General features: G+C 56.7%; 23 protein-coding genes and 2 tRNA genes. 16 read left to right on the forward strand and 9 right to left on the reverse strand.

Features of this window, described 5'->3' with window-relative positions; all coding sequences use genetic code 11:
- The first annotated feature begins 104 nt into the window (after positions 1-104).
- A tRNA-Asp gene (locus ABLU50_RS00005) sits at positions 105-181 on the forward strand.
- Positions 182-345: 164 nt separating this feature from the next.
- A complete protein-coding gene (gene dkgB, locus ABLU50_RS00010) occupies positions 346-1149 on the forward strand; it encodes a 2,5-didehydrogluconate reductase DkgB (protein WP_087832614.1) in 804 nt (267 codons plus the stop codon).
- A gap of 32 nt (positions 1150-1181) precedes the next feature.
- On the opposite strand, the gene yafC is transcribed toward dkgB, so the two are convergent.
- Complete coding sequence (gene yafC / locus ABLU50_RS00015) at positions 1182-2087, reverse strand: DNA-binding transcriptional regulator YafC (RefSeq protein WP_004204612.1); 906 nt, start codon at positions 2085-2087, stop codon at positions 1182-1184.
- Between the two features lie 104 nt (positions 2088-2191).
- Here yafC and ABLU50_RS00020 point away from each other — a divergent pair, with 104 nt between their 5' ends.
- The 3 genes from ABLU50_RS00020 to ABLU50_RS00030 all read left to right on the forward strand — a co-directional run bounded on the left by ABLU50_RS00020 (position 2192) and on the right by ABLU50_RS00030 (position 5142).
- Positions 2192-3382 carry an MFS transporter gene (locus tag ABLU50_RS00020; RefSeq protein WP_032455586.1) on the forward strand — a complete coding sequence of 397 codons (1191 nt, stop codon included), beginning with the start codon at positions 2192-2194 and terminating at the stop codon, positions 3380-3382.
- A 102-nt stretch (positions 3383-3484) separates the two neighbouring features.
- Positions 3485-4282, forward strand: a complete 798-nt coding sequence (locus ABLU50_RS00025; protein WP_004204614.1) for an endonuclease/exonuclease/phosphatase family protein — start codon at positions 3485-3487, stop codon at positions 4280-4282.
- An 89-nt stretch (positions 4283-4371) separates the two neighbouring features.
- Positions 4372-5142: a class I SAM-dependent methyltransferase gene (locus ABLU50_RS00030; protein ID WP_069603742.1), complete on the forward strand. Its 771-nt coding sequence runs from the start codon at positions 4372-4374 to the stop codon at positions 5140-5142.
- A 59-nt stretch (positions 5143-5201) separates the two neighbouring features.
- Here ABLU50_RS00030 and mltD read toward each other — a convergent pair whose 3' ends face one another.
- Complete coding sequence (mltD, locus tag ABLU50_RS00035; RefSeq protein ID WP_057213518.1) at positions 5202-6569, reverse strand: murein transglycosylase D; 1368 nt, start codon at positions 6567-6569, stop codon at positions 5202-5204.
- A 71-nt stretch (positions 6570-6640) separates the two neighbouring features.
- The gene (gloB, locus tag ABLU50_RS00040) at positions 6641-7396 is read right to left on the reverse strand and encodes a hydroxyacylglutathione hydrolase (protein WP_087832613.1); all 756 of its coding nucleotides are present in this window, start codon (positions 7394-7396) and stop codon (positions 6641-6643) included.
- 32 nt (positions 7397-7428) lie between these two features.
- Between gloB and ABLU50_RS00045 the strand changes: the two genes are divergently transcribed.
- Entirely contained in the window at positions 7429-8151 is a 723-nt protein-coding gene (locus ABLU50_RS00045; protein WP_004204619.1) for a class I SAM-dependent methyltransferase, read from the forward strand.
- On the opposite strand, the gene rnhA is transcribed toward ABLU50_RS00045, so the two are convergent.
- Positions 8148-8615 carry a ribonuclease HI gene (gene rnhA / locus ABLU50_RS00050; RefSeq protein ID WP_004204620.1) on the reverse strand — a complete coding sequence of 156 codons (468 nt, stop codon included), beginning with the start codon at positions 8613-8615 and terminating at the stop codon, positions 8148-8150. The genes ABLU50_RS00045 and rnhA overlap by 4 nt on opposite strands.
- Positions 8616-8679: 64 nt before the next feature.
- On the opposite strand from rnhA, the gene dnaQ reads away from it, so the two are divergent.
- Both dnaQ and ABLU50_RS00060 read left to right on the forward strand, forming a co-directional pair.
- Positions 8680-9411: a DNA polymerase III subunit epsilon gene (dnaQ, locus tag ABLU50_RS00055; protein WP_004204621.1), complete on the forward strand. Its 732-nt coding sequence runs from the start codon at positions 8680-8682 to the stop codon at positions 9409-9411.
- A gap of 133 nt (positions 9412-9544) precedes the next feature.
- Positions 9545-9621, forward strand: a tRNA-Asp gene (locus ABLU50_RS00060).
- 59 nt (positions 9622-9680) lie between these two features.
- On the opposite strand, the gene ABLU50_RS00065 is transcribed toward ABLU50_RS00060, so the two are convergent.
- Positions 9681-10562, reverse strand: a complete 882-nt coding sequence (locus ABLU50_RS00065) for a LysR family transcriptional regulator (protein WP_012968890.1) — start codon at positions 10560-10562, stop codon at positions 9681-9683.
- 103 nt (positions 10563-10665) lie between these two features.
- Between ABLU50_RS00065 and eamB the strand changes: the two genes are divergently transcribed.
- Positions 10666-11256 (forward strand): cysteine/O-acetylserine transporter, encoded by a 591-nt coding sequence (gene eamB, locus ABLU50_RS00070; RefSeq protein ID WP_064170758.1) that lies wholly within the window; start codon positions 10666-10668, stop codon positions 11254-11256.
- 28 nt (positions 11257-11284) lie between these two features.
- On the opposite strand, the gene ABLU50_RS00075 is transcribed toward eamB, so the two are convergent.
- The 3 genes from ABLU50_RS00075 to fadE all read right to left on the reverse strand — a co-directional run bounded on the left by ABLU50_RS00075 (position 11285) and on the right by fadE (position 16029).
- Positions 11285-12385, reverse strand: a complete 1101-nt coding sequence (locus ABLU50_RS00075; protein ID WP_048294202.1) for an AI-2E family transporter — start codon at positions 12383-12385, stop codon at positions 11285-11287.
- A 250-nt stretch (positions 12386-12635) separates the two neighbouring features.
- On the reverse strand, positions 12636-13406 hold the full coding sequence (locus tag ABLU50_RS00080) for an amidohydrolase (RefSeq protein ID WP_087832618.1): 771 nt from the start codon (positions 13404-13406) through the stop codon (positions 12636-12638).
- A gap of 178 nt (positions 13407-13584) precedes the next feature.
- Complete coding sequence (gene fadE, locus ABLU50_RS00085) at positions 13585-16029, reverse strand: acyl-CoA dehydrogenase FadE (protein ID WP_057213524.1); 2445 nt, start codon at positions 16027-16029, stop codon at positions 13585-13587.
- Between the two features lie 239 nt (positions 16030-16268).
- Here fadE and lpcA point away from each other — a divergent pair, with 239 nt between their 5' ends.
- A complete protein-coding gene (gene lpcA / locus ABLU50_RS00090) occupies positions 16269-16850 on the forward strand; it encodes a D-sedoheptulose 7-phosphate isomerase (protein WP_004145825.1) in 582 nt (193 codons plus the stop codon).
- 74 nt (positions 16851-16924) lie between these two features.
- Positions 16925-17692 carry a class II glutamine amidotransferase gene (locus ABLU50_RS00095; RefSeq protein WP_004204630.1) on the forward strand — a complete coding sequence of 256 codons (768 nt, stop codon included), beginning with the start codon at positions 16925-16927 and terminating at the stop codon, positions 17690-17692.
- On the opposite strand, the gene dpaA is transcribed toward ABLU50_RS00095, so the two are convergent.
- Positions 17663-18403, reverse strand: coding sequence for a peptidoglycan meso-diaminopimelic acid protein amidase (gene dpaA / locus ABLU50_RS00100; RefSeq protein ID WP_032455591.1), 741 nt, complete (start codon positions 18401-18403; stop codon positions 17663-17665). The two genes, ABLU50_RS00095 and dpaA, sit on opposite strands and share 30 nt — an antisense overlap.
- A 411-nt stretch (positions 18404-18814) precedes the next feature.
- Between dpaA and ABLU50_RS00105 the strand changes: the two genes are divergently transcribed.
- Genes ABLU50_RS00105 through nqrE form a run of 5 tightly spaced genes read left to right on the forward strand, consistent with a single transcriptional unit; the run spans position 18815 to position 23421 of the window.
- Positions 18815-20158, forward strand: coding sequence for a Na(+)-translocating NADH-quinone reductase subunit A (locus ABLU50_RS00105; RefSeq protein WP_087832612.1), 1344 nt, complete (start codon positions 18815-18817; stop codon positions 20156-20158).
- Between the two features lie 3 nt (positions 20159-20161).
- On the forward strand, positions 20162-21400 hold the full coding sequence (locus ABLU50_RS00110; RefSeq protein WP_048323072.1) for an NADH:ubiquinone reductase (Na(+)-transporting) subunit B: 1239 nt from the start codon (positions 20162-20164) through the stop codon (positions 21398-21400).
- Positions 21393-22187 carry a Na(+)-translocating NADH-quinone reductase subunit C gene (locus ABLU50_RS00115; protein ID WP_087832611.1) on the forward strand — a complete coding sequence of 265 codons (795 nt, stop codon included), beginning with the start codon at positions 21393-21395 and terminating at the stop codon, positions 22185-22187. The genes ABLU50_RS00110 and ABLU50_RS00115 overlap by 8 nt, the downstream gene beginning before the upstream one ends.
- Complete coding sequence (locus ABLU50_RS00120) at positions 22180-22818, forward strand: NADH:ubiquinone reductase (Na(+)-transporting) subunit D (protein WP_002889716.1); 639 nt, start codon at positions 22180-22182, stop codon at positions 22816-22818. The genes ABLU50_RS00115 and ABLU50_RS00120 overlap by 8 nt, the downstream gene beginning before the upstream one ends.
- A 6-nt stretch (positions 22819-22824) precedes the next feature.
- Entirely contained in the window at positions 22825-23421 is a 597-nt protein-coding gene (nqrE, locus tag ABLU50_RS00125) for an NADH:ubiquinone reductase (Na(+)-transporting) subunit E (RefSeq protein WP_004177335.1), read from the forward strand.
- The last annotated feature ends 11 nt before the right edge of the window (positions 23422-23432 follow it).

A 23432-nucleotide genomic window follows, 5' to 3' on the forward strand; every position in this document is an offset into this window, starting at 1 on the left:
GATGGTAGTGTGGGGTCTCCCCATGTGAGAGTAGGGAACTGCCAGGCATCAAATTGCAGTAAGCCGGGGTGACAACCGGTGGTCATAAAGCGAAAAAATTCGGTGGAGCGGTAGTTCAGTCGGTTAGAATACCTGCCTGTCACGCAGGGGGTCGCGGGTTCGAGTCCCGTCCGTTCCGCCACTTATTAAGAGCCCTGAGCATTTGCTCAGGGCTTTTTTGTTTCATATGTTCCCGATTATTGCTAAATCAGCAAAAATCCTCTGCATTAATCGCTCTTTTTCCCCTCCACACCATCCGCCATAATTTCATCCGTTAACCGAAATGAACAAATAACGAGGAAAAACATGGCAATCCCTGCATTTGGTCTTGGCACCTTCCGTCTGAAAGAAGATGTTGTTATCGCATCCGTAAAAACCGCGCTGGAGCTGGGCTATCGTACTATCGACACCGCGCAAATCTATGACAACGAAGCCGCGGTGGGTCAGGCTATCGCTGAGAGCGGCGTGCCGCGTGATGAGTTGTTCATCACGACCAAAATCTGGATCGAGAACCTGAGCAAAGACAAACTCATCGCCAGCCTGCAAGAGAGCCTGCAGAAGCTGCGCACTGACTATGTTGATCTGACGCTGATCCACTGGCCGTCACCGAACGATGCGGTGGCTGTTGAAGAGTTTATGGCCGCTCTGATGGAAGCGAAGACGCTCGGCCTGACCCGTCAGATCGGTATCTCCAACTTCACTATTCCACTGATGGAGCGCGCGATTGCCGCCGTTGGCGCTGAAAACATTGCTACCAATCAGATTGAACTCTCGCCGTATCTGCAAAACCGTAAAGTCGTCGATTGGGCGCGTGAGCACGGTATCCATATCACCTCTTATATGACCCTGGCCTACGGTAAAGCACTGAAAGATGAGGTGATTGCCCGTATCGCGGCGAAACATAACGCGACTCCGGCGCAGGTTATCCTGGCATGGGCGATGGGCGAGGGGTACGCGGTAATCCCGTCCTCGACGAAGCGTGAGAACCTGGCCAGCAACCTGAAGGCGTTGGATCTGCAGCTGGATGATGAAGATCGCCAGGCGATCGCTGCGCTGGATTGCAACGATCGGCTGGTGAGCCCGGAAGGTCTGGCGCCGCAGTGGGATTAATCTCCCGCTTCCGGCATGCCTATCAGAGGGTACTACGACAGCTCCTTCGGGAGCTGTTTTACGTGTTCGCTTAGAAAATCAATAAACGCCCTGATACGTGTACTGACGGCTCTGTCGCTGTAGTACACCGCACTGAAGGGCATCTCCACCGGCAAGCGTTTGTCGGCCAGTAGTTCAACAAACTCACCGCTGGCTATCTCTTTATCCACCATATAATCCGACAGACAGGCAATACCGTTGCCGGTCAGACACAGTTGTTTGAGGGTTTCCCCACTGTTTGATGACACCGCCGCCTCAATCTCTAACAACTGACCATCGCAACAGGAGACTGGCCAGGTGTTCAGAGAGACGGGTTCAGTGAAGCCCAGACACTGATGTTGTTTCAGATCTGACGGATGCTGCGGCACACCGTAGCGCGAGACATACGCTGGCGAGGCGACGATCTTACGATAGCTGGTGAACAGCGGTCGGGCGCGCAGGCTGGAATCCGTTAAGGTTCCGGCCCGTATCGCTACATCCACTTTCCGTTCAATCAGGTTAATAAACGTCTCTGAAGAGACGAGCGACAGCGTCATTTCCGGGTAACGCTCGCGAAACGGCTTCACCAGCGGCATGAGAAAATGCAGCATCACCGGCGTCGCGGCATCCACCCGCAGCAAGCCCCGCGGCGTCGTGCGCGTTTCCAGCAAGTCATTTTCTGCCGCCGCCATCTCCTGCAATACCACCTGCATCCGCCGAAAATAGCGCTCGCCTTCCTCTGTCAGACTGAGCTGGCGGGTGGTCCGATTAAGCAGGCTGACACCAAGCTTTGATTCGAGCTTTTTGACTGCCCGGCTGACGGCAGAGTTGGCCTGACCCAGCTGTTCGGCTGCCCGGCTGAAACTCCCGCTTTCCACTACCGCCACAAAGATGGCGATCTCCTCGGATGTGGCTCTCATTATTGCACCTGTAGCAAAATTCTATTGATACTTTGATAGTTTTTGTTATTTATACAACCCTTCATACTACGTGTCATCTTAATCCTGATGCTACGGAGTAAATTATGCCACTGGCGCTATTTGCCTTAACCATCGGTGCCTTTGCAATTGGCACCACTGAATTCGTGATTGTCGGCCTGGTCCCGACGATTGCCCAACAACTCTCTATCTCTCTACCTTCTGCGGGACTGCTGGTCTCTATCTACGCGCTGGGCGTGGCGATCGGCGCCCCGGTGCTGACGGCATTAACCGGGCGTATGCCGCGTAAACAGCTGCTGCTGGCGTTGATGGTCCTGTTTACGGCGGGTAATGTGCTGGCCTGGCAGGCTCCAGGCTATGAAACGCTGATCCTGGCGCGCCTGCTGACCGGCCTGGCGCACGGCGTGTTCTTCTCTATTGGCTCGACAATCGCCACCAGCCTGGTGGCAAAAGAGAAGGCAGCCTCGGCCATCGCCATTATGTTCGGCGGCCTGACGGTCGCGCTGGTGACCGGCGTTCCCTTTGGCACCTTTATTGGTCAGCATTTTGGCTGGCGGGAAACCTTCCTCGCGGTATCGATTCTGGGTGTAATTGCGCTTGTCAGCAGTCTGATTCTGGTGCCGAATAATATTCCGGGCCGCGCCAGCGCCAGCCTGCGCGATCAGCTGAAAGTCTTAACCCATCCGCGCCTGCTGATGATCTATGCCATTACCGCGCTGGGCTATGGCGGCGTGTTTACCGCTTTTACCTTCCTTGCGCCGATGATGCAGGAGCTGGCCGGCTTCAGCCCCTCAGCGGTGAGCTGGATCCTGCTGGGCTATGGCGTCTCGGTGGCTATCGGCAACGTATGGGGCGGCAAACTGGCCGATAAGCATGGCGCCGTCTCCGCGCTGAAGTTTATCTTCGCCGCGCTGGTTGTGCTGCTGCTGGTGTTCCAGCTGACCGCCAGCGTTCACTATGCCGCGCTGGCAACGGTGCTGGTGATGGGCGTTTTCGCCTTCGGCAACGTGCCGGGTCTGCAGGTCTATGTGGTGCAAAAAGCAGAGCAGTATACCCCGGGGGCTGTCGACATCGCTTCCGGTCTGAATATCGCCGCCTTCAACGTCGGCATCGCGCTGGGATCGATCGTCGGCGGACAGACGGTTGAGCGGTACGGTCTGGCGCAGACGCCGTGGATTGGCGCGGTGATTGTGCTGGTCGCTTTGCTGTTGGTGGTCCTGAGCGGGCGTTTAGATAAATTGCCGCGCCGTTCGGCAGCGCTTTCTCCCGAAGGCTAAGGGTTTCTCGCAAATTGCATTGAAAGTGTATGGGAAAATCCCTATAACAGAAGAACCAGTCGTCGTCGGGCTGGTTTCTGTTATCGAGGATTAATGCCCAAATTGCGAAAGAACACCTACGCCATGCGCTATGTCGCCGGACAACCTGCGGAGAGAATATTGCCTCCGGGGGCGTTTGCGGGCGTGAGTCCGGTTTATCCCGCCGGCACGCCGTTAAGCAGCGATGAGAAGATCCGCGTGCTGGTGTGGAATATCTTCAAACAGCAGCGAGCAGAGTGGCAGTCGGTCCTTAAGAATTTTGGCAAAGACGCGCATTTGGTCCTGTTACAGGAGGCGCAGACGACGCCGGAGCTGGTCAGGTTCGCGACCACCAACTATCTGGCCGCCGATCAGGTGCCTGCGCTGGTGCTGCCCCAGCATCCTTCCGGCGTGATGACGCTGGCTTCCGCCCATCCTATCTATTGCTGCCCATTGCGCGAGCGTGAACCAATTTTGCGTCTGCCTAAATCAGCATTAGTGACCGTTTATCCGCTGCCCGATGCGCGGTTGTTAATGGTGGTCAATATCCATGCCGTCAACTTCAGCCTTGGCGTCGACGTCTACAGCAAACAGCTGCTGCCGATTGGCGATCAGATTGCCCATCACAGCGGGCCGGTGATTATGGCCGGGGACTTCAATGCCTGGAGCCGGCCGCGAATGAACGCGCTGTACCGCTTTGCACGCGAGATGTCGCTGCGTGAAGTTCGTTTCTCTGACGACCAGCGCCGTCGCGCGTTTGGTCGCCCGCTCGATTTTGTGTTCTACCGTGGGTTAAGCGTGCACGATGCTTCCGTGCTGGTAACCCGCGCCTCCGACCACAACCCGCTACTAGTCGAATTCAGTCCCGGCAAGCCTGATTAATTTAAGGTTGGTCAGGCCTGCCATGGGGCAGGCCTGTGCATGCATAGTGCTGCCTTTTATTACTCAAAAAACCGTAAGGACAAGACAACATGACAACACGCTCTCACCATGACAACGTTGAAAAGCAGTTCGGCTCCCAGGCCAGCGCCTATCTGACCAGCGCCGTACACGCCTCTGGTCGCGATCTGCAGCGGCTGGCGGAACGTCTGGCTGATTTTCCGCAGGCGAAAGTGCTGGATATGGGCTGCGGGGCAGGGCACGCCAGCTTTACCGCGGCGGGACAGGTTGCCGAGGTTACCGCCTATGATTTATCGAGCCAGATGCTGGAGGTCGTTGCCGCCGCGGCAAAGGAAAAAGGTTTTAGCAATATCGTGACCCAGCAGGGGTATGCCGAAACGCTGCCGTTCGCTGATGCCAGCTTTGATATCGTTATCAGCCGCTATTCCGCTCATCACTGGCATGACGTTGGCCAGGCACTGCGCGAGGTGAAGCGTGTTCTCAAGCCGGGTGGGGTGATGATCGTGATGGACGTGATGTCGCCGGGCCATGCGGTGCGTGATGTCTGGCTGCAGACCGTGGAAGCCCTGCGCGATACCTCGCACGTGCGTAATTATTCCAGCGGCGAGTGGCTGACGCTGGCGACGGAGGCGGGGCTGGTGATTAATCGGCTGTTGACCGATCGCCTGCCGCTGGAGTTCAGTTCGTGGGTGGCGCGGATGCGTACCCCTGAGCCGCTGGTGGAGGCGATTCGTTTATACCAGCAGAGCGCCTCGGCGGAGGTGAAAGCCTACTTTGAGTTACAGCAGGATGGTTCCTTTACCAGCGATACCATCATGTTTGAAGCGCATAAAGCGGTTTAATACGGACAACAAAAAAGGCACCGGGGGAAGTCGGTGCCTTTTTATCGAACCCTGACGTATCAGGACTCTGGTCGATCGCTGTTTTTCACAAACAGGGTTAGCTGATCGCCAGGCCGCAGATTGTCGGTATCGCTGTTCCAGCGCATGACGTCGCGAATATTAACGCCATGACGTTTGGCGATGCTCGACAGCGAGTCACCTTTGCGAACGCGATAGGTGATGCTATCGCTGTTATTCGCCAGACGCTGCGCGCTGCTGCCGGCGCCGATAACCAGGTTCTGTCCAACCTTCAACCCAGAGCCGCGCAGGTTATTCCACTGCTGCAGATCGCGGGTTGTCACACCGAGACGGGAAGCAATCCCGGAAATGGTGTCGCCGGAACGCACCTTATAGCTTCGGCTGGTCAGCGGCGTATTATCCGCGAGCTGCGTCGGCTGTACGGCGGCAATGTCGCCAGAGGCCAGCGATTCACGCAGTTGGGCTGCGTGCTTCTGCGGCACCATGACGTACTTTGGCCCGCTAGCGCCCAGCGTTGACCCCTTTACGCCGGCGTTGAAGGTCTTCAGCTTGCTGACCGGCATACCGGCCATATCCGCGAGCTGAGAAATCTCAACCGGACTGTCGAGGCGAACGCGCGCCAGCGCACGGCTTTCATCAGCCGTAGGCAACTTTACGCCGTAACGTTTGCTGTTTTTGAGGATGTCGCTCAATGCCAGCATTTTCGGTACGTAGACTTTCGTTTCATGCGGCAGAGACAGCGACCAGAAATCGGTGGGTTTGCCACGCGAACGGTTCGCTTTTACTGCCTTCAGGACCCGACCTTCGCCGCTGTTATATGCCGCGACCGTTAACAACCAGTCGCCGTCGAACATTTTGTTCAGACGTTGCATCATGTCCAGCGCCGCGGTTGTCGATGCGACAACGTCACGACGCGCATCGTAACTGCGGGTCTGTTTTAAACCATAATTGCGCCCTGTGCTCGGAATGATCTGCCAGATGCCTGCGGCATTGGCGCCAGACGTCGCGTGTGGGTCAAAAGCGCTCTCCACTATGGGTAGTAATACCAGTTCCATTGGCATGTTACGTTTCTTAACCTGCCCGGCTATCCAGTACATATACGGCTCTGCCCGTAAAGTTACATCGTGGAGATAGCTCTTATTTCTTAAGTACTTCTGTTTTTGCTCGCGAATCCGGGGGTTATCCGGTATTCCCATCTTTAGCTCGTCGCCTATGGAAGTCCACAGATCCTGGTCTTGCGCGTAGAAGGTTCCATCATCTAACCAGCGCGCTTGACTTGTGAACTTGCCTGCTTCCCCTTGACCAGCCGCAGAAAGGCTCTGTGCTCGCTGTTCGACGGTGCCATCGTGCTTAGACGCCTGGCACCCCACCAGCAGGACAGAGGCGAATAATATCGCTCGTGCCTTCATGTGTGTGTCAATAGTTGCTTAAAAGACGACCAAGGATAACGGCGAAGTTAGCCGATGACAAGAATTAAATGTCAGAATTCGTCTTTCTTTGACCTTAACCACGCAAATCGCGCCACAGAGTGTTGCAATTTTGTTTCTTTGTTAATTTTATCAATTAAATCAACATCATTTACGCGTAAAAATAAATTTATACGCCGCTCGTTTTTCAGAATTACGGGTAGTGTCTTTTGTTTTTTTGCACGTAACTCATTAACTTTATGATAGTAATCGTTTATGTCCCTATCATCAGGCAGGATACTCAACGCAAACTTCATATTCGCTAACGTATATTCATGTGCGCAACATATAATGGTTTCTGCAGGAAGGGCGTTAATTTTCATAAATGATTGATACATTTGCTCTGCGGTGCCTTCGAACAGCCTTCCGCAGCCGCCGGAGAACATTGTGTCGCCGCAAAACAGATAAGGTTCGCTGTAGTAACAGATATGTCCTAATGTGTGACCTGGCGTGGAGAAAATGGAAAAATCGTGACCCAGAATTGACAACCGATCGCCATCGTCTACTACCTGAGTAACCCCCTTATCCTGGGTTTCTGCCGGCCCGTAAACCACCAGAGAGGGGAATTTTTCACGTAATTGTTTTACGCCGCCGACGTGATCCTGATGGTGATGGGTCAGTAAAATGGCCTCGGGCTGCCAATGGTTTTCCTCGATTGCCGCCAGAATCGGCGCGGCCTCGCCCGGGTCAACGATGATGCAGCGGCCGTGATTCTCAATGAGAACCCAGATGTAGTTGTCCTGAAACGCGGGAATACTGATAAGATTCATAAATTACCTCTAAAGCGTAGCGGAAGGTGGCAATGAAGCCGGCAAGGATACCTCATACAGTGACAGCGCCTGAGCATTGGTCCAGTATGCCGTGGGGCGAATACTATCGCGAAACGCTTGAACAGCAGATGAAGCCATGGCTGGCTAAATTATATGGCTTTCATCTGCTTAAGATTGGCAATCTGAGCGCGGAAATCAATACCGAAGCTTGCGCCATCTCGCACCAGGTGAATGTCTCGCTGGCGGGAAACCCAATGCAGGTCCGGGCCGACCCGCTGCATTTGCCCTTTGCCGAAAAGTCCGTCGACGCCTGCCTGCTGGCGCATACCCTGCCGTGGTGCAGCGATCCGCATCGCCTGCTGCGGGAGGCCGATCGCGTCCTGATCGATGATGGCTGGATGATCCTGACCGGGTTTAATCCGGTGAGCCTGATGGGGTTGCGTAAACTGGTGCCGGTCCTGCGCAAAGGCACGCCGTACAACAGCCGTATGTTTACGCTGATGCGCCAGCTGGACTGGCTGTCGCTGCTCAACTTTGAAGTGCTGCATTATGGGCGTTATCAGGTTTTACCCTGGTCGCGGCATGGCGGCAAACTGCTGAGCACCCATCTGCCGGCGCTGGGCTGTTTGCAATTGATTGTCGCTCGCAAACGGACCATACCGCTCACCCTTAATCCGATGAAGTCAGGGAAAGCGAAAACCCAGCTGCGGCCAGCAGTAGGCGCCACCCGGCAGTGGCGCAAGGGGCAGAATTAGCTCTCCGGCTGGTAGCCGATGTCGTCCTGAGTGGGATGGGAGGCCGCCGCGCGGGCCAGCTCGTCGCAGCGTTCGTTTTCTGGATGGCCGGCGTGGCCCTTCACCCATTCCCATTTGATCTTATGCTGGCCAAGCGCGGCGTCCAGCCGCTGCCAGAGGTCGACATTCTTTACCGGTTTTTTCTCTGCCGTTTTCCAGCCGCGCTTTTTCCAGTTGTGGATCCACTGGGTGATCCCCTGGCGGACATACTGGCTGTCGGTGCTGAGCACCACTTCGCAATGCTCTTTTAACGCTTCGAGAGCGACGATCGCCGCCATCAGTTCCATGCGGTTATTGGTGGTCAGACGGTAGCCGGCGCTGAAGGTCTTTTCGTGCTGGCGGTAGCGCATGATGGCGCCGTAACCGCCGGGTCCTGGATTTCCCAGGCAAGAGCCGTCGGTGAAAATTTCTACCTGTTTGAGCATCTCTGGTAGACTTCCTGTAATTGAAATCGATTTGTAAACGATAAGTCTGACATAAATGACCGCTATGAGCACTGCAATTACGCGCCAGATTGTTCTCGATACCGAAACCACCGGTATGAACCAGATCGGGGCGCACTACGAAGGACACAAGATCATTGAGATCGGCGCCGTGGAGGTGATCAACCGCCGCCTGACCGGTAACAATTTCCACGTCTATCTGAAGCCCGATCGGCTGGTGGATCCGGAGGCGTTCGGCGTGCACGGGATCGCCGATGAATTCCTGCTGGATAAACCCACCTTTGCCGATGTTGCCGATGAATTTATGGATTACATCCGCGGCGCGGAGCTGGTGATCCATAACGCCTCGTTCGATATCGGCTTTATGGATTATGAGTTCGGTAAGCTGAACCGCGGCATTGGAAAAACCGAGACCTTTTGTAAAATCACCGACAGTCTGGCACTGGCGCGGAAAATGTTCCCCGGCAAGCGCAACAGTCTGGATGCGTTATGTTCGCGCTACGAAATAGATAACAGCAAGCGTACGCTGCACGGGGCATTACTCGATGCCCAGATCCTCGCCGATGTCTATTTGATGATGACCGGCGGCCAGACGTCGATGGCGTTCTCTATGGAAGGCGAAAGCCAGCAGCAGGCGGGAGAGATGGGCATTCAGCGCGTCGTCCGCGCCGCCAGCCAGTTACGGGTAGTTTATGCCTCTGATGAAGAACTGGTGAACCATGAATCCCGCCTCGATCTGGTACAAAAGAAAGGCGGAAGCTGCCTGTGGCGTGCCTGATAACCACTCAAATGGATTAAAAGTAGGCGGTTGGGCGATTTTTGCAGCAAACGATTCAAAACGGTAGAAAAAGCGTTGACGGGGTAGAGGGGAATCCGTAATATTCGCCTCGTTCCCAACGGAACAAAAACGCGGAGCGGTAGTTCAGTCGGTTAGAATACCTGCCTGTCACGCAGGGGGTCGCGGGTTCGAGTCCCGTCCGTTCCGCCACTATTCAGAAAGCCTGAATCAGCAATGATTCAGGCTTTCGTCGTTTTCGTCGCCGAATTTCAGCGCGCCTCTTGTTCCTCCTGCATACACTGCATGAATACCCGCATCGCAGGACTGATTGCTTTCCCGGCGTGATGGGCGCAGAGCGCATGGATCGTCAGCGGCGTCTCGCTGAACGGCAGCTCGACCAGCGTCCCGCGTTTGAGTTCCTCCTCTACCGCAAAGCGCGGCAGGAAGCTCACCCCAAGATTGCCCGCCACGCACTGTTTGATGCTTTCAATACTCCACAGTTCGATGGTGTTCTCCATGGTAATGCCGCGCTGGCGCAGGGTACTTTCAAAAATCTGCCGGAACACGCACTGGGGCTCGTTGATGATAAAGCTCAATGGGATATGCTGCCGCGGGCGCAGGAAGTCGACCGGCGCCTGATCGACTGACGCGACCAGCGCCAGCGGCTGCGGGCCAAGTTCCATCATGGTGAGCGCATCATCGTTGCCAACCCGGTAAAACACCCCCAGGTCGACTTCGTCAGCGAGCAGCGCATCACGGATGCTATAGCAATTGAGCGACTGCAGTGACAGGCGGACCTTCGGGGCGCGTTGCTTAAAACGCTGCAGCACCGGCGGCATTTTGTACGCCAGCAGGGTTTCACCAGTGGCGACGCGAAGTTCGCCGCCGGGTTCATCGTCCTGGCGCGCCGCCTGGCGAATCGACGCCATCACTTTGGTCAGATCGTAGACGTGCGGCAGGACATTCTTACCCGCGGCGGTGAGACACATCCGCCGGCCAATTTTCTCAAACAGCGGGATAGCAAGCTCCTGCTCAAGCTGCTGGATATGAAAGGTTACGGTGGACTGGGTGCAGCACAGTTTCTGCGAGGCGCGCAGAAAGGATCCTTCTTCGACAACCGTTTTGAAGGTGATAAAGCGTCGCAGATCCATATTTCCTCTTTATATCGACATTCTCGAATTCAGAATGAAAAAACATTCATTTTTTTAAATTATCAGCTTCGGGTACTGTCTGCCAGTCAAGAGGAGAAAACACGTGACACCTACCCTGATTAGCGCCTTTTTAACTTACACCCTGATCACCGCCCTGACGCCCGGGCCGAATAATATTCTGGCGCTGAGCAGCGTCACCGCGCACGGCTTTCGACGGAGCATGCGGGTTCTGGCCGGCATGAGCCTGGGGTTTGTGATCATCATGCTGATTTGTGCCGGGCTGACGTTCACTCTCGTTACCCTGGATGAGGGGATAACCTCCCTGCTACGCTGGGTCGGCGCGGGGTATATCCTGTGGCTGGCCTGGCACATTGCCCGCAGCGACCCGGCCAGCGGTGGGCAGGAGGAGCGGCCTGTCAGCTTCTGGGCCAGCCTGGGGCTGCAGTTTGTGAATGTAAAAATTATCCTGTACGGCATCACGGCCCTGTCGACCTTTGTTCTCCCGGTGACTCGCGAGCCATTCTGGATGGTGATGATAAGCCTGTTGCTATCAGTAATAGGCGTTGCCGGCAATCTTTGCTGGGCGCTGGCCGGTCAGCTGTTTCAGCCGGTGTTCGAACGCCATGGAAGAGGGTTAAATCTGCTGCTGGCGCTGCTGCTGGTCTGGTGCGCGGTACGAATGTTTATGGAATGAATTAAGGGAGCGTAACGCTCCCCTGCGGTTATTTATCCTGCGGCAGGGCGGGTTGCCCTTCATTTACCCAGGTCATGAAGATTCGGTAGCCGATGGCCAGCAGGGTGGCGCCGAGGAACATACCGAGAATGCCGTTAGAGGCCATTCCGCCGAGGGCGCCCAGCAGGACTACCGGCATTGGCGCGTCGACTCCGCGCCCCAGCAGCAGAGGTTTGAGCACGTTATCGGCCATACCGGCGACGATCAGCAGGATGGTGTAGAAGATATCCATTCCGGTACTGTGGGTGCCGAGACTCCACATTAGCGCAATGGCCGGGGCCGTCACCAGGATCACCGGCACCTGGGCAATGCCGAGGATCAGGGCCAGAATAAAGAAGATCCCGACGGCGGGAATGCTGGCCATCAGCATGATCACGCCGACCAGCAGCGCCTGGATCAATGCCACCCCGATGACGCCCTGGGCGACCGCGCGGATGGTGCTGGTACACAGGCGGGTGAGGGTCACGCCTTTATTTTCATCGGTAATACGGATGGCAATACGCTGGGCGCTGATGGCGCCCGCTGCGCCCCAGGCCATCATAATGCCCGAGACGATAAACGAAATAATAAAGCCAATCAGTCCGCCGCCCATGCTGGCTAATATGCTGAGGAACTGTTTGGCAATATCGCCGATTTGCGAACGGTAATTGCTGAGCAGTCCCGGGAGATCCACGGAAGCCCGCATCCACAGGGCGCTAAGCCGCTCGCCAACGATCGGTAAAGAGGCAATTCGTGAAGAGGGCGGGGGAATGGTAAAGCTCTGGCTGCCCATCTTGTCAATCATGGCGCTGGCGCTTTCCGCCAGCGAGGTGATCATTAGCACCGTGGGGATAACAATCAGTAAAATACCTAACAGCACCAGCGCCACCGACGCCAGTCCCTGTTTGCCCGCTAACAGTCTGGCAAAATACTGATGTAAAGGATAGAGCGCCACGGCCAGAATCAACGCCCAGAGCATCATATTGACGAAGGGAGAAAAGACGGTAAAACAGAATGAGGCCAGCGCCAGAATAAGACCGAACCGAATAAACATATCGAGAAAGCGGGTGACCAGCCGTTTTTCTATTAACTGAAGATTATTATTATCCATTTTCCATTACGCTCATTAAATATTCATACGCCAACGCTCAGCCGGGTTCAACAAAACAAGCTGGCAATAGAAAACTCATGATTTACAAAGCAGAAGTGAATTGAAAATGATCTCCGCCCGTTTGGTTGTGGGGTCTTTTAATGAGTGTAGAACAGAAATGAAAGGCGCCCTGTAAATATTCTGTTGGGCGCTGCAAGAGGAAATTCCGCTTTCTTTTCCCGCAGAAGGGGGGGAAGAAAGCGGAGGGGGATTAATCCAGAGTAAAAGGATCGGCATCGCGCCAGGCGGGAAATTTTTCACGATATTCCTGGAGGGCGCTCAGCGACAGTTCGGCGTCAAGACGAGTGGCCTGATGCGGATCGGCGGTGGCGACAATCTCCCCCTGGGGACTGATAACCCGGCTATCACCGCGGTAATGATGACCGTTGCCGTCGGTGCCGACCCGGTTACAGCCGGCGACGTAGGCCTGGTTTTCAATCGCGCGGGCGACCAGCAGCGACTGCCAGTGCAGGGAGCGCGGCGCCGGCCAGTTGGCAACATACAGCGCCAAATCATAGTCGTTCAGATTACGCGACCATACCGGAAAGCGCAGGTCGTAACAGACCAGCGGCAGGATACGCCATCCGCGCCATTCAAAGACCACGCGTCGGTCACCAGCCTCATAATGATGGTGTTCATCGGCCATACGGAACAGGTGCCGTTTATCATAATGGTGCACCGTACCGTCGGGCTCGACCAGCAGGAAGCGGTTAACAGCGCCGTGTTCGGTTTGCAGCGCTGCGCTGCCGGCAATCAGCGCCTGGGTTTGCGCGGCCCGGGCATGCATCCACTCCACCACCTCGGCCTCGGGTAAAGACTGTTTTGCCGCTTCCATCGCAAAGCCGGTGGTAAACATCTCAGGTAAAACAATGATATCACGCCCGACAATCCCTTCCAGTTGGCGATCAAAATGGCGCAGGTTGGCAGGGCCGTCCATCCAGACCAGCGGTTGTTGCAACAGCGTAATTTTCAGGCCAGGCACAATGGTCAACTCCATTCTCATGAGGGGGTTAGGTTAACTGTAACACCATATCAGCCTCGCGGCGGTCAGCGGAATATTTTGTTAAAAAAATGCTACTGACAGAAGCCACGGAGGAGGGGGGGACGAAAAAAAGGCGGGGAAAATTCCCCGCCCGGCGTGTGATGTGGTGATTGTTTTATTATGCGGCTTCAACGTTGCGAACTTTTTCCGGCAGCTTTACCGGCTTTGTCGCCAGCTCCTCTGGCGCAAAGTCGTCGACGTTAATGCTGCGCAAGCGACTGTGCTCTGCGCGGGTCAGAATAGCGGCTTCTTCCTGATTTATTAATCCTTTGGCCAGCGCGTTGTGTGCCAGCTCATCCAGACGGGTGAACGGCAGGTTTTTACCCAACTCTTTGCAGATCCGCTGATGGATAGGATCGGCCGCCATCACTTCCAGCAGGGCCTCTTCCAGCAGACCAACCGGGTTATGCTCGCTCGGCGTCAGGTACTGACCGCGACCGATGCGGGAGCGGGTGGCGCTGGGCACCTGCAGAATTTTAGCGACTTTATGGTCCAGCTTATCCGACGGCGCATGATGATGACGACCGGTCGGGAAGATGACCAGCCGCATTGCGCCAGCCACCAGACGGTTGGGGAAGTTTTTCAGCAGATCGTCGATGGCCTGCTCGGCCTGATGCAGCGCATCCTGCACCCCCCAGTGAACCAGCGGCAGATCGGCTTCATTGCGTCCTTCATCGTCATAGCGTTTCAGCACCGCCGAGGCCAGGTACAGCTGGCTTAACACATCCCCCAGACGCGCGGAGATACGTTCGCGACGCTTGAGACTGCCGCCCAGCACCGCCATCGACACGTCTGACAGCAGCGCGAGGTTGGCACTCAGACGGTTCATTTGCTGATAGTAACGACGGGTGGCGTCACGGGTCGGCGCGCTGCTGGTGCGTCCGCCGGTCAGGCCCAGCCAGAAACTCCGTACTTTGTTACTACCGACGTGGCCGATATGTTTGAACAGCAGCTTGTCATAGGCGTTCAGGTCGTTGTTCTGCGCGGCAGCCATCTCCTCCAGCACGTATGGATGGCAGCGGATCGCACCCTGACCGAAGATCATCATGCTGCGGGTCAGAATGTTCGCCCCTTCCACGGTGATGGCGATAGGCGCGCCCTGATAGGCCCGGGCGAGGAAGTTGCCTTCGCCCAGCATAATGCCTTTCCCGCCGGTAATATCCATTGCGTCGATAATGGAGCGCTGGCCGCGGTGGGTGCAGTGATATTTCACGATCGCGGAGAGCACCGCCGGTTTCTCGCCGAGCATAATGCCGTAGGTGATAAGCGACGCCGCAGCGTCCATTACATAAGCATTACCGGCAATGCGCGCCAGCGCCTCTTCAATCCCTTCCATTTTACCGATCGAGATTTTGAACTGGCGGCGAATATGGGCGTAAGCCCCGGTAGCCATAGCCACCGATTTCAGGCCGCCGGTGGAGTTGGACGGCAGAGTAATACCGCGTCCCACCGACAGACATTCAACCAGCATGCGCCAGCCCTGACCGGCCATCCCCGGCCCACCAATGATGTAATCGATCGGCACGAAGATATCTTTGCCGCGGGTTGGGCCGTTCTGGAACGGGACGTTAAGCGGGAAGTGGCGACGGCCAATTTCCACGCCCGGGGTGGAGGTCGGGATCAGCGCGCAGGTGATGCCCAGCTCTTCTTCTCCCCCCAGCAGACGATCCGGGTCAGAAAGTTTAAACGCCAGTCCCAGCACGGTGGCGATAGGCGCCAGCGTAATGTAGCGTTTGTTCCATGTCAGGCGCATACCCAGCACCTGCTGGCCCTGCCAGTCACCCATGCAGACCACGCCGGTATCCGGGATGGCGCCGGCGTCAGAGCCCGCTTCCGGGCTAGTGAGAGCGAAGCAGGGGATCTCCTGCCCGCGCGCCAGACGCGGCAGATAATGGTTTTTCTGCTCTTCGGTACCGTAATGCTGCAGCAGCTCGCCCGGCCCCAGTGAGTTCGGGACGCCGACGGTGATCGCCAGAATGCCGGAGACGCCAGAGAGCTTCTGCAGCACCCGCGACTGGGCATAAGCGGAGAACTCAAGCCCGCCATACTCTTTCTTAATGATCATCGCGAAGAAGCGATGCTCTTTCAGATACGCCCACAGCTCCGGCGGCAGATCGGCCATTTCGTGGGTGATGGCGAAGTCGTTGGCCATCCGGCAGGCTTCTTCCACCGGGCCGTCGAGGAAGGCTTGCTCTTCGGCGGTCAGACGCGGCTGCGGATAGTTATGCAGCTTGTGCCAGTCAGGGTTGCCGCGAAACAGATCCCCTTCCCACCAGGTGGTCCCGGCGTCGATGGCTTCTTTTTCAGTACGCGACATCGGCGGCATCACCTTGCGGAAAGCGCGAAACGCCGGTGCGGAAATCATGGATTTACGCATAGGCGCAAAGTTAAACGGTAACAGAATGATCGCCAGCGGCAGCAGCAGCCAGATATTCCACAGACCGGCCGCGCCGAGCGCTGCGGTCCAGGCGAGCAAGATCACGCTGCTGAGCAGCAGGCTGACCCGGTGATAGAAGAGCGCACCGAGTAAAACAACGGTTGCAACAATACTCAAAATCATCATAGAGAAATGCTCCCTGTGCTTGTAGGAGGTCTGACCACTTGTGATGTATTGGTTGTAGTGCATGCTTTTTTATTTAGCAATGTGTTTACAAAATAATTACAACCTTGCTCACATTGTTGTATGCAAAAGCGGCACATAAAATCAAAAGGGCGGGGGATAACGCTGCCTGCTGCTTCTCGCTTCGGCGGCTATCCGGTACACTGCCAGGGTTATTCCACTCATACTGAAGGATTATCCTCATGTACCAGGATCTTATTCGTAACGAACTGAACGAAGCCGCGGAAACGCTGGCTAACTTTCTGCAGGACGAAGCCAATATCCATGCTATCCAGCGTGCCGCTGTCCTGCTGGCGGATAGCTTTAAGGCGGGTGGTAAAGTGCTGTCCTGCGGTAACGGCGGTTCCCATTGCGATGCGATGCATTTTGCGGAAGAGCTGACCGGACGTTATCGCGAAAACCGCCCGGGTTATCCTGCCATTGCGATCTCCGACGTCAGCCATCTCTCCTGTGTGAGCAATGATTTTGGCTATGAGTATGTATTCTCCCGCTACGTTGAATCCGTCGGCCGCGCGGGCGATGTGCTGCTTGGCATCTCCACCTCCGGCAACTCCGGCAACGTTATCAAGGCCATTGAAGCCGCGCGGGCGCAGGGGATGAAAGTGATCACCCTGACCGGTAAAGACGGCGGTAAAATGGCCGGTAGCGCCGATGTTGAAATTCGCGTGCCGCACTTTGGCTACGCCGACCGCATTCAGGAGATCCACATCAAAGTGATCCATATCCTGATTATGCTGATCGAAAAAGAGATGGCGAAAGGCTAACAGGCAGGTGAGTGTGTACTGTTGACGGCGGCCTCGCTTTGGCGCCGTCGTGATTTGTGATGGTGAGGTGATCTATGTGCGAACTGCTCGGGATGAGCGCCAATGTGCCAACAGATATCTGTTTTAGCTTTACCGGGCTGGTACAGCGCGGAGGCGGGACGGGGCCGCATAAAGACGGCTGGGGCATCACCTTCTATGAAGGCAAAGGCTGTCGCACATTCAAAGATCCGCAGCCGAGCTTTCAGTCGCCGATCGCGAAACTGGTCCAGGATTACCCGATTAAGTCCTGTTCCGTCGTCGCGCATATTCGTCAGGCCAACCGCGGGATGGTGGCCCTGGAGAATACGCATCCGTTCACCCGCGAGCTGTGGGGGCGCAACTGGACCTACGCGCACAACGGGCAGCTCAAAGGCTATAAATCGCTGAAAACCGGCAATTTCCACCCGGTAGGTGAAACCGACAGTGAAAAGGCCTTCTGCTGGCTGCTGCACCGCTTAACCGAGCGCTACCCGCGTACGCCGGGCAATATGCTGGGCGTATTTAAGTATATCGCCACCCTGGCGGGGGAGCTGCGTGAGAAAGGGGTGTTCAATATGCTGCTGTCGGACGGACGCTATGTGATGGCGTTCTGCTCGACCAACCTGCACTGGATCACCCGGCGGGCGCCGTTCGGCGTGGCAAAACTGCTGGACCAGGATGTGGAGATCGACTTTCAACGCGAGACCACACCCAACGATGTGGTCACGGTTATCGCCACGCAGCCGCTGACGGCCAATGAAACCTGGCATAAGATCATGCCAGGCGAGTGGGCGTTATTTTGTCTCGGGGAGCGTATAGTTTGAGGCCAGCTGCGGCTGGACAACCTCGTGGCTGAGCGGCTTGCTCACCACATAGCGGCCGTCGGTCACTGATACGATCGGCGGTTTGTGGGTCTGCTGGAAATAATCATAGCCAGGCTTTAGCTGTTTCCAGAAATCCGCATAGTAGGAGTATTTGTGGCGTTCCATATTGGCGTTGGTCATGCGGAACGGATAGATACTCACCTGCACGCTTGGCTGACCGAAGACTAAGGCGCCGGTCACGAACTGGAAGATCTCATCGATCCCGCGGTCGGTCATGGCGTAGCAGCCGATAGAGACGCAGTCGCCGTGGATCATCAGGTATTTCCCTTCATAACCATGGGCGCGATCGTAGGCGTTCGGGAAGCCGATATTAATCGCTTTATAGAAGCGGCTGTCGGGTTTGAGCTGGCTGCGGGTGACGTTATAGAACCCTTCCGGGCTCTTGAAATCGCCCTGGCGCTGTTTCGGGCCCAGGCCACCGGAGTAGTTGCAGATCCGATAGCTGTCGAGGAGCTGGTAGGTCTCACCCATTTTGACGTAAAGGTCGAGCATGCGCTCTTCTTTAAAGATCTCAATGTAAACCGGTGAACCCATTAATTGCTGCTTATATTCTTTGCTAACCGGCGTCGTCGGGCTGTTGCTGCTGAGCAGCCCGGCAAATGACACGCACGGCAGCAGAAGCATCGCAATAAATAATGCGATTTTGCGCATACTGCTTGTTCCTTGATAAAACAAAATAGCCACATTGCCAGGACGGCAAGAGAGACCCGAAATCAGAGTTTTCTGGATTTAGAGCGCTCACATTAGCATCACGGCATTTTTTCGCAAGGGCGACGTGGCGGCGTTTACAATTCCGCCTCACTTTATACCCTGACGGCGACGAAAACACAGTGAGAACTTTGCGCAATAGCTCGCATTTTAGAAGCACTTATCGCCCCTTGCGCTACAGCCGCCGCTCACGAAATGTTACACTTGCGCCGGTTCATCACCAGAGTAAGAAAGGATGCTTCTCTTCCGTCCTGAGCGCTACTGGCGCCGTTTTGCCCTTTCTTCTCTACCATTCTGTCAATAAGCTGGCCCCGGCCTGCGTCGGGGTTGAGGTTACGGATACCTGCTAACGATATGATTAAAATCACGAAGGGGCTGGATTTGCCCATAGCTGGCATGCCATTACAGCAGATTTCTTCCGCGCCAGCGGTGAAGCGCGTCGCGCTACTCGGCGAAGAGTACGTCGGCATGCGTCCCGCCATGGCGGTCAAAGAAGGCGATCGGGTCAAAAAAGGTCAGATCCTGTTCGAAGATAAAAAGATCCCCGGCGTCTGCTTTACCGCCCCGGCGAGCGGGGTCGTCAGCGCGATCCACCGCGGTGAACGGCGCGTGTTGCAGTCGGTGGTGATTGATATCGAGGGCAATGACGCGGTGGCGTTTACCCGTTACGCCGCGGACGCGCTGGCTGAACTGCCGCGCGACACCGTGCAGCAGCAGCTGTTGGCGTCGGGCCTGTGGACGGCGCTGCGCACACGGCCGTTCAGTAAAACGCCGCAGCCGGGCAGCGTGCCGGCCGCTATCTTTGTTAACGCCATGGATACCAATCCGCTGGCGGCGGAGCCGCAGCCGATTATTCTGGCCGAACGGGCCGCTTTCGACGCCGGCCTTACCGTGCTGACGCGTCTGACCGACGGGAAAGTCCACGTCTGCCAGCCCAGCGGCGGTAAGCTCGGCGGTCATCCAGCCGGCCAGGTCTGTTTTAACCAGTTCACCGGGCCGCACCCGGCGGGGCTGCCGGGAACGCATATTCACTTTCTGGAGCCGGTGAGCCTGAATAAGCAGGTCTGGCACCTCAATTATCAGGATGCGATCGCCATTGGTAAGCTTTTCCTTGAAGGTGAGCTGAACTGCGAGCGGGTGATTGCGCTCGGCGGCCCGCAGGTGAAGTCGCCGCGGCTGGTCAAAACGACGCTGGGCGCCAGTCTGGACGATCTGCTGGCGGGCGAGCTGGAGGAGGGGGAAAACCGCGTCATTTCCGGCTCGGTACTTAGCGGTACCCGCGCCCACGGCCCCCACGCCTTCCTCGGGCGTTTCCATCTGCAGGTGAGCGTAGTTCGCGAAGGTCGGGAAAAAGAGCTGTTTGGCTGGGTGATGCCGGGCAAAGAGAAGTTCTCGATTACCCGCACTACGCTAGGCCATTTCTTCAGGCGCAAGCGCTTTCATTTCTCCACCGATACCCACGGCGGCGAGCGGGCGATGGTGCCGATCGGCAACTACGAACGGGTGATGCCGCTGGATATCCTGCCGACCATACTGCTGCGCGATTTGCTGGCCGGGGACACCGACAGCGCTCAGGCGCTGGGCTGTCTGGAGCTGGATGAAGAAGATCTGGCGCTCTGCACCTACGTCTGCCCCGGGAAGTATGAATATGGCCCGGCGCTGCGCAGCGTATTAACCCGGATTGAGCAGGAAGGATAAGAGATGGGCTTAAAGCATCTGATTGAAAAACTTGAGCCGCATTTCACGCACGGCGGCAAGCTGGAAAAATATTACCCGCTGTATGAGGCGGCGGCGACCATCTTCTACACTCCAGGCCAGGTCACCCGCGGCGCGGCGCACGTGCGCGACGCCATCGACCTCAAGCGGATGATGATCCTCGTGTGGTTTGCCGTATTCCCGGCGATGTTCTGGGGGATGTACAACGTCGGGCTGCAGACCATTCCGGCGCTACATAAGCTTTACGGCGCCGAACAACTGCAGCAGGCGATCGCCAACAACTGGCACTATAGCGTCGCCCAGTGGTTAGGGGTGAGCTTCAGCGCCGACGCCGGCTGGCTGAGCATGATGACCTTAGGCGCGGTCTTCTTCCTGCCTATCTATATCACTGTCTTTATCGTCGGCGGCTTCTGGGAAGTGCTGTTCGCTATCGTGCGCAAGCATGAGATCAACGAAGGCTTCTTTGTCACCTCGATTCTGTTTGCGCTGATCGTCCCGCCCACGCTGCCGCTATGGCAGGCGGCGCTGGGGATCTCCTTCGGGGTGGTGATCGCTAAGGAGATTTTCGGCGGCACCGGGCGCAACTTCCTCAACCCGGCGCTGGCGGGGCGCGCGTTCCTGTTCTTCGCCTATCCGGCGCAGATCTCCGGCGACCTGGTGTGGACGGCAGCGGACGGTTTCTCCGGCGCGACGCCGCTCTCTCAGTGGGCCAGCGGCGGCGGTGAAGCGCTGGTTAACGTCGCTACCGGCATCCCGGTGAGCTGGATGGACGCCTTCCTCGGCAATATTCCGGGCTCGATTGGCGAAGTTTCAACGCTGATGATCCTGATTGGCGGAGCGATCATCCTCTTTAGCCGCGTCGCGTCCTGGCGCATCGTCGCCGGGGTAATGATCGGCATGATCGCCACCGCCACCCTGTTTAACGTTATCGGCTCCGACACCAACCCGATGTTCGCTATGCCATGGTACTGGCATCTGGTGCTCGGCGGCTTTGCCTTCGGCATGATGTTTATGGCGACGGACCCGGTATCCGCCTCGTTTACTGATAAAGGGAAATGGAGTTACGGCGTGCTGATCGGCGTGATGTGCGTGCTGATCCGCGTGGTGAACCCGGCTTATCCGGAAGGGATGATGTTGGCGATCCTCTTCGCCAACCTCTTCGCACCGCTGTTCGACTACCTGGTGGTGCAGGCCAATATTAAGCGGAGGAAGTCGCGTGGCTGAGAAGAAAAGTAACGATAGCATCGGCAAAACGCTGCTGGTGGTGCTGGTGCTTTGTCTGGTCTGCTCCATTGTAGTAGCGGGCTCGGCCGTGGGGCTGAAATCCCGCCAGCAGGTGCAACGGGCGCTGGATAAGCAGCGTAATATCCTGGCGGTGTCCGGCCTGATGCAGCCCGGCATGGATGCTGATGCGGTCGCCGACACCTTCGCGGCGCGCATTTCGCCGCGACTGGTGAATCTGGCGACCGGTGAGCTGCTGGAGAAAGACCCGTCAAAATTCAATCAGGCCCAGGCGCTGAAGGATCCGCAACAGAGTATGGCGCTGGACGCCAGCCAGGATCCGGCCGGGATAAAACGCCGCAGCAACCTGGCGGAAATCTACCTGGTGCGTGACGCGCAGCAGAAGATTGAGCAGGTGGTGTTGCCCATTTATGGCAATGGCCTGTGGTCGATGATGTACGCCTTCGTAGCGCTGGATGTCGATGGCCGCACGGTGAAAGGCATTACCTACTATGACCAGGGGGAGACTCCGGGGCTGGGCGGCGAAGTGGAGAACCCGAACTGGCGCCAGCAGTTTGTCGGCAAGCAGGTGCTGGATGACAACGGCATGCCGGCGCTGAGAGTGGTCAAAGGCGGCGCGCGCGCTGGTGACCTGCATGCGGTTGATGGCTTATCGGGCGCCACGCTGACGTCAAATGGCGTACAGCACAGCTTCGATTTCTGGATGGGTGAACTGGGCTTTGGTCCGTTCCTGAAAAAGGTGCGTGAAGGAGGGCTGAACAATGGCTGAACAGAGCGATATGAAAGAGGTGAAGCGCGTGCTGGTGGGCCCGCTCATTGCCAATAACCCCATCGCCCTGCAGGTGCTGGGCGTCTGTTCCGCGCTGGCGGTCACCACTAAACTGGAAACCGCCTTCGTGATGACCATTGCGGTAACCCTGGTGACGGCGTTCTCCAGCATGTTTATCTCGATGATCCGCCACCACATTCCCAACAGCGTGCGCATCATCGTGCAGATGGCGATCATCGCCTCGCTGGTTATCGTGGTGGATCAGCTACTGCGGGCTTTCGCCTATGAGACTTCCAAGCAGCTGTCGGTATTCGTCGGGCTTATCATCACCAACTGCATCGTGATGGGCCGCGCCGAAGCTTACGCTATGAAGTCGCCGCCGCTGGCCAGCTTTATGGACGGTATCGGCAACGGTCTCGGCTACGGCGCGATCCTGATTATCGTCGGCTTCCTGCGCGAGCTTATCGGCAGCGGCAAGCTGTTCGGGATCACGGTGCTGGAGACGGTGCAGAACGGCGGCTGGTATCAGCCGAACGGCCTGTTCCTGCTGGCGCCGAGCGCGTTCTTCATTATCGGTTTACTGATTTGGGCTCTGCGTAGCTGGAAGCCTGAACAGCAGGAAAAGGAGTAATCGATGATGGCTCATTACATTAGCCTGTTTGTCCGCGCGGTGTTCGTTGAAAACATGGCGCTGGCCTTCTTCCTCGGGATGTGTACCTTCCTCGCGGTGTCGAAAAAGGTCTCCACCGCCTTCGGCCTCGGCGTTGCGGTGACGGTGGTGCTGGGTCTTGCCGTACCGATCAACAACCTGGTGTATAACCTGGTGCTGCGCGACGGCGCGCTGGTGGAAGGGGTGGACCTCAGCTTCCTGAACTTCATCACCTTTATCGGGGTGATCGCCGCGCTGGTGCAGATCCTCGAGATGATCCTCGATAAGTACTTCCCGGCGCTATACAACGCGCTGGGGATCTTCCTGCCGCTGATTGCAGTTAACTGCGCGATATTTGGCGGTGTGTCGTTCATGGTGCAGCGTGATTACAACTTCCCGGAATCCATCGTCTACGGCTTCGGCTCCGGCATCGGCTGGATGCTGGCGATCGTGGCGATGGCGGGGATCCGCGAAAAGATGAAGTACGCCAACGTGCCTGCCGGCTTGCGCGGGTTAGGGATCACCTTTATCACCACCGGGTTGATGGCGCTGGGCTTTATGTCCTTCTCCGGCGTGCAGCTATAAGGGCGAATAAG

The sequence above is a fragment of the Klebsiella sp. GG_Kp173 genome (genome assembly GCF_040062415.1).
GTDB lineage: Bacteria > Pseudomonadota > Gammaproteobacteria > Enterobacterales > Enterobacteriaceae > Klebsiella > Klebsiella quasipneumoniae.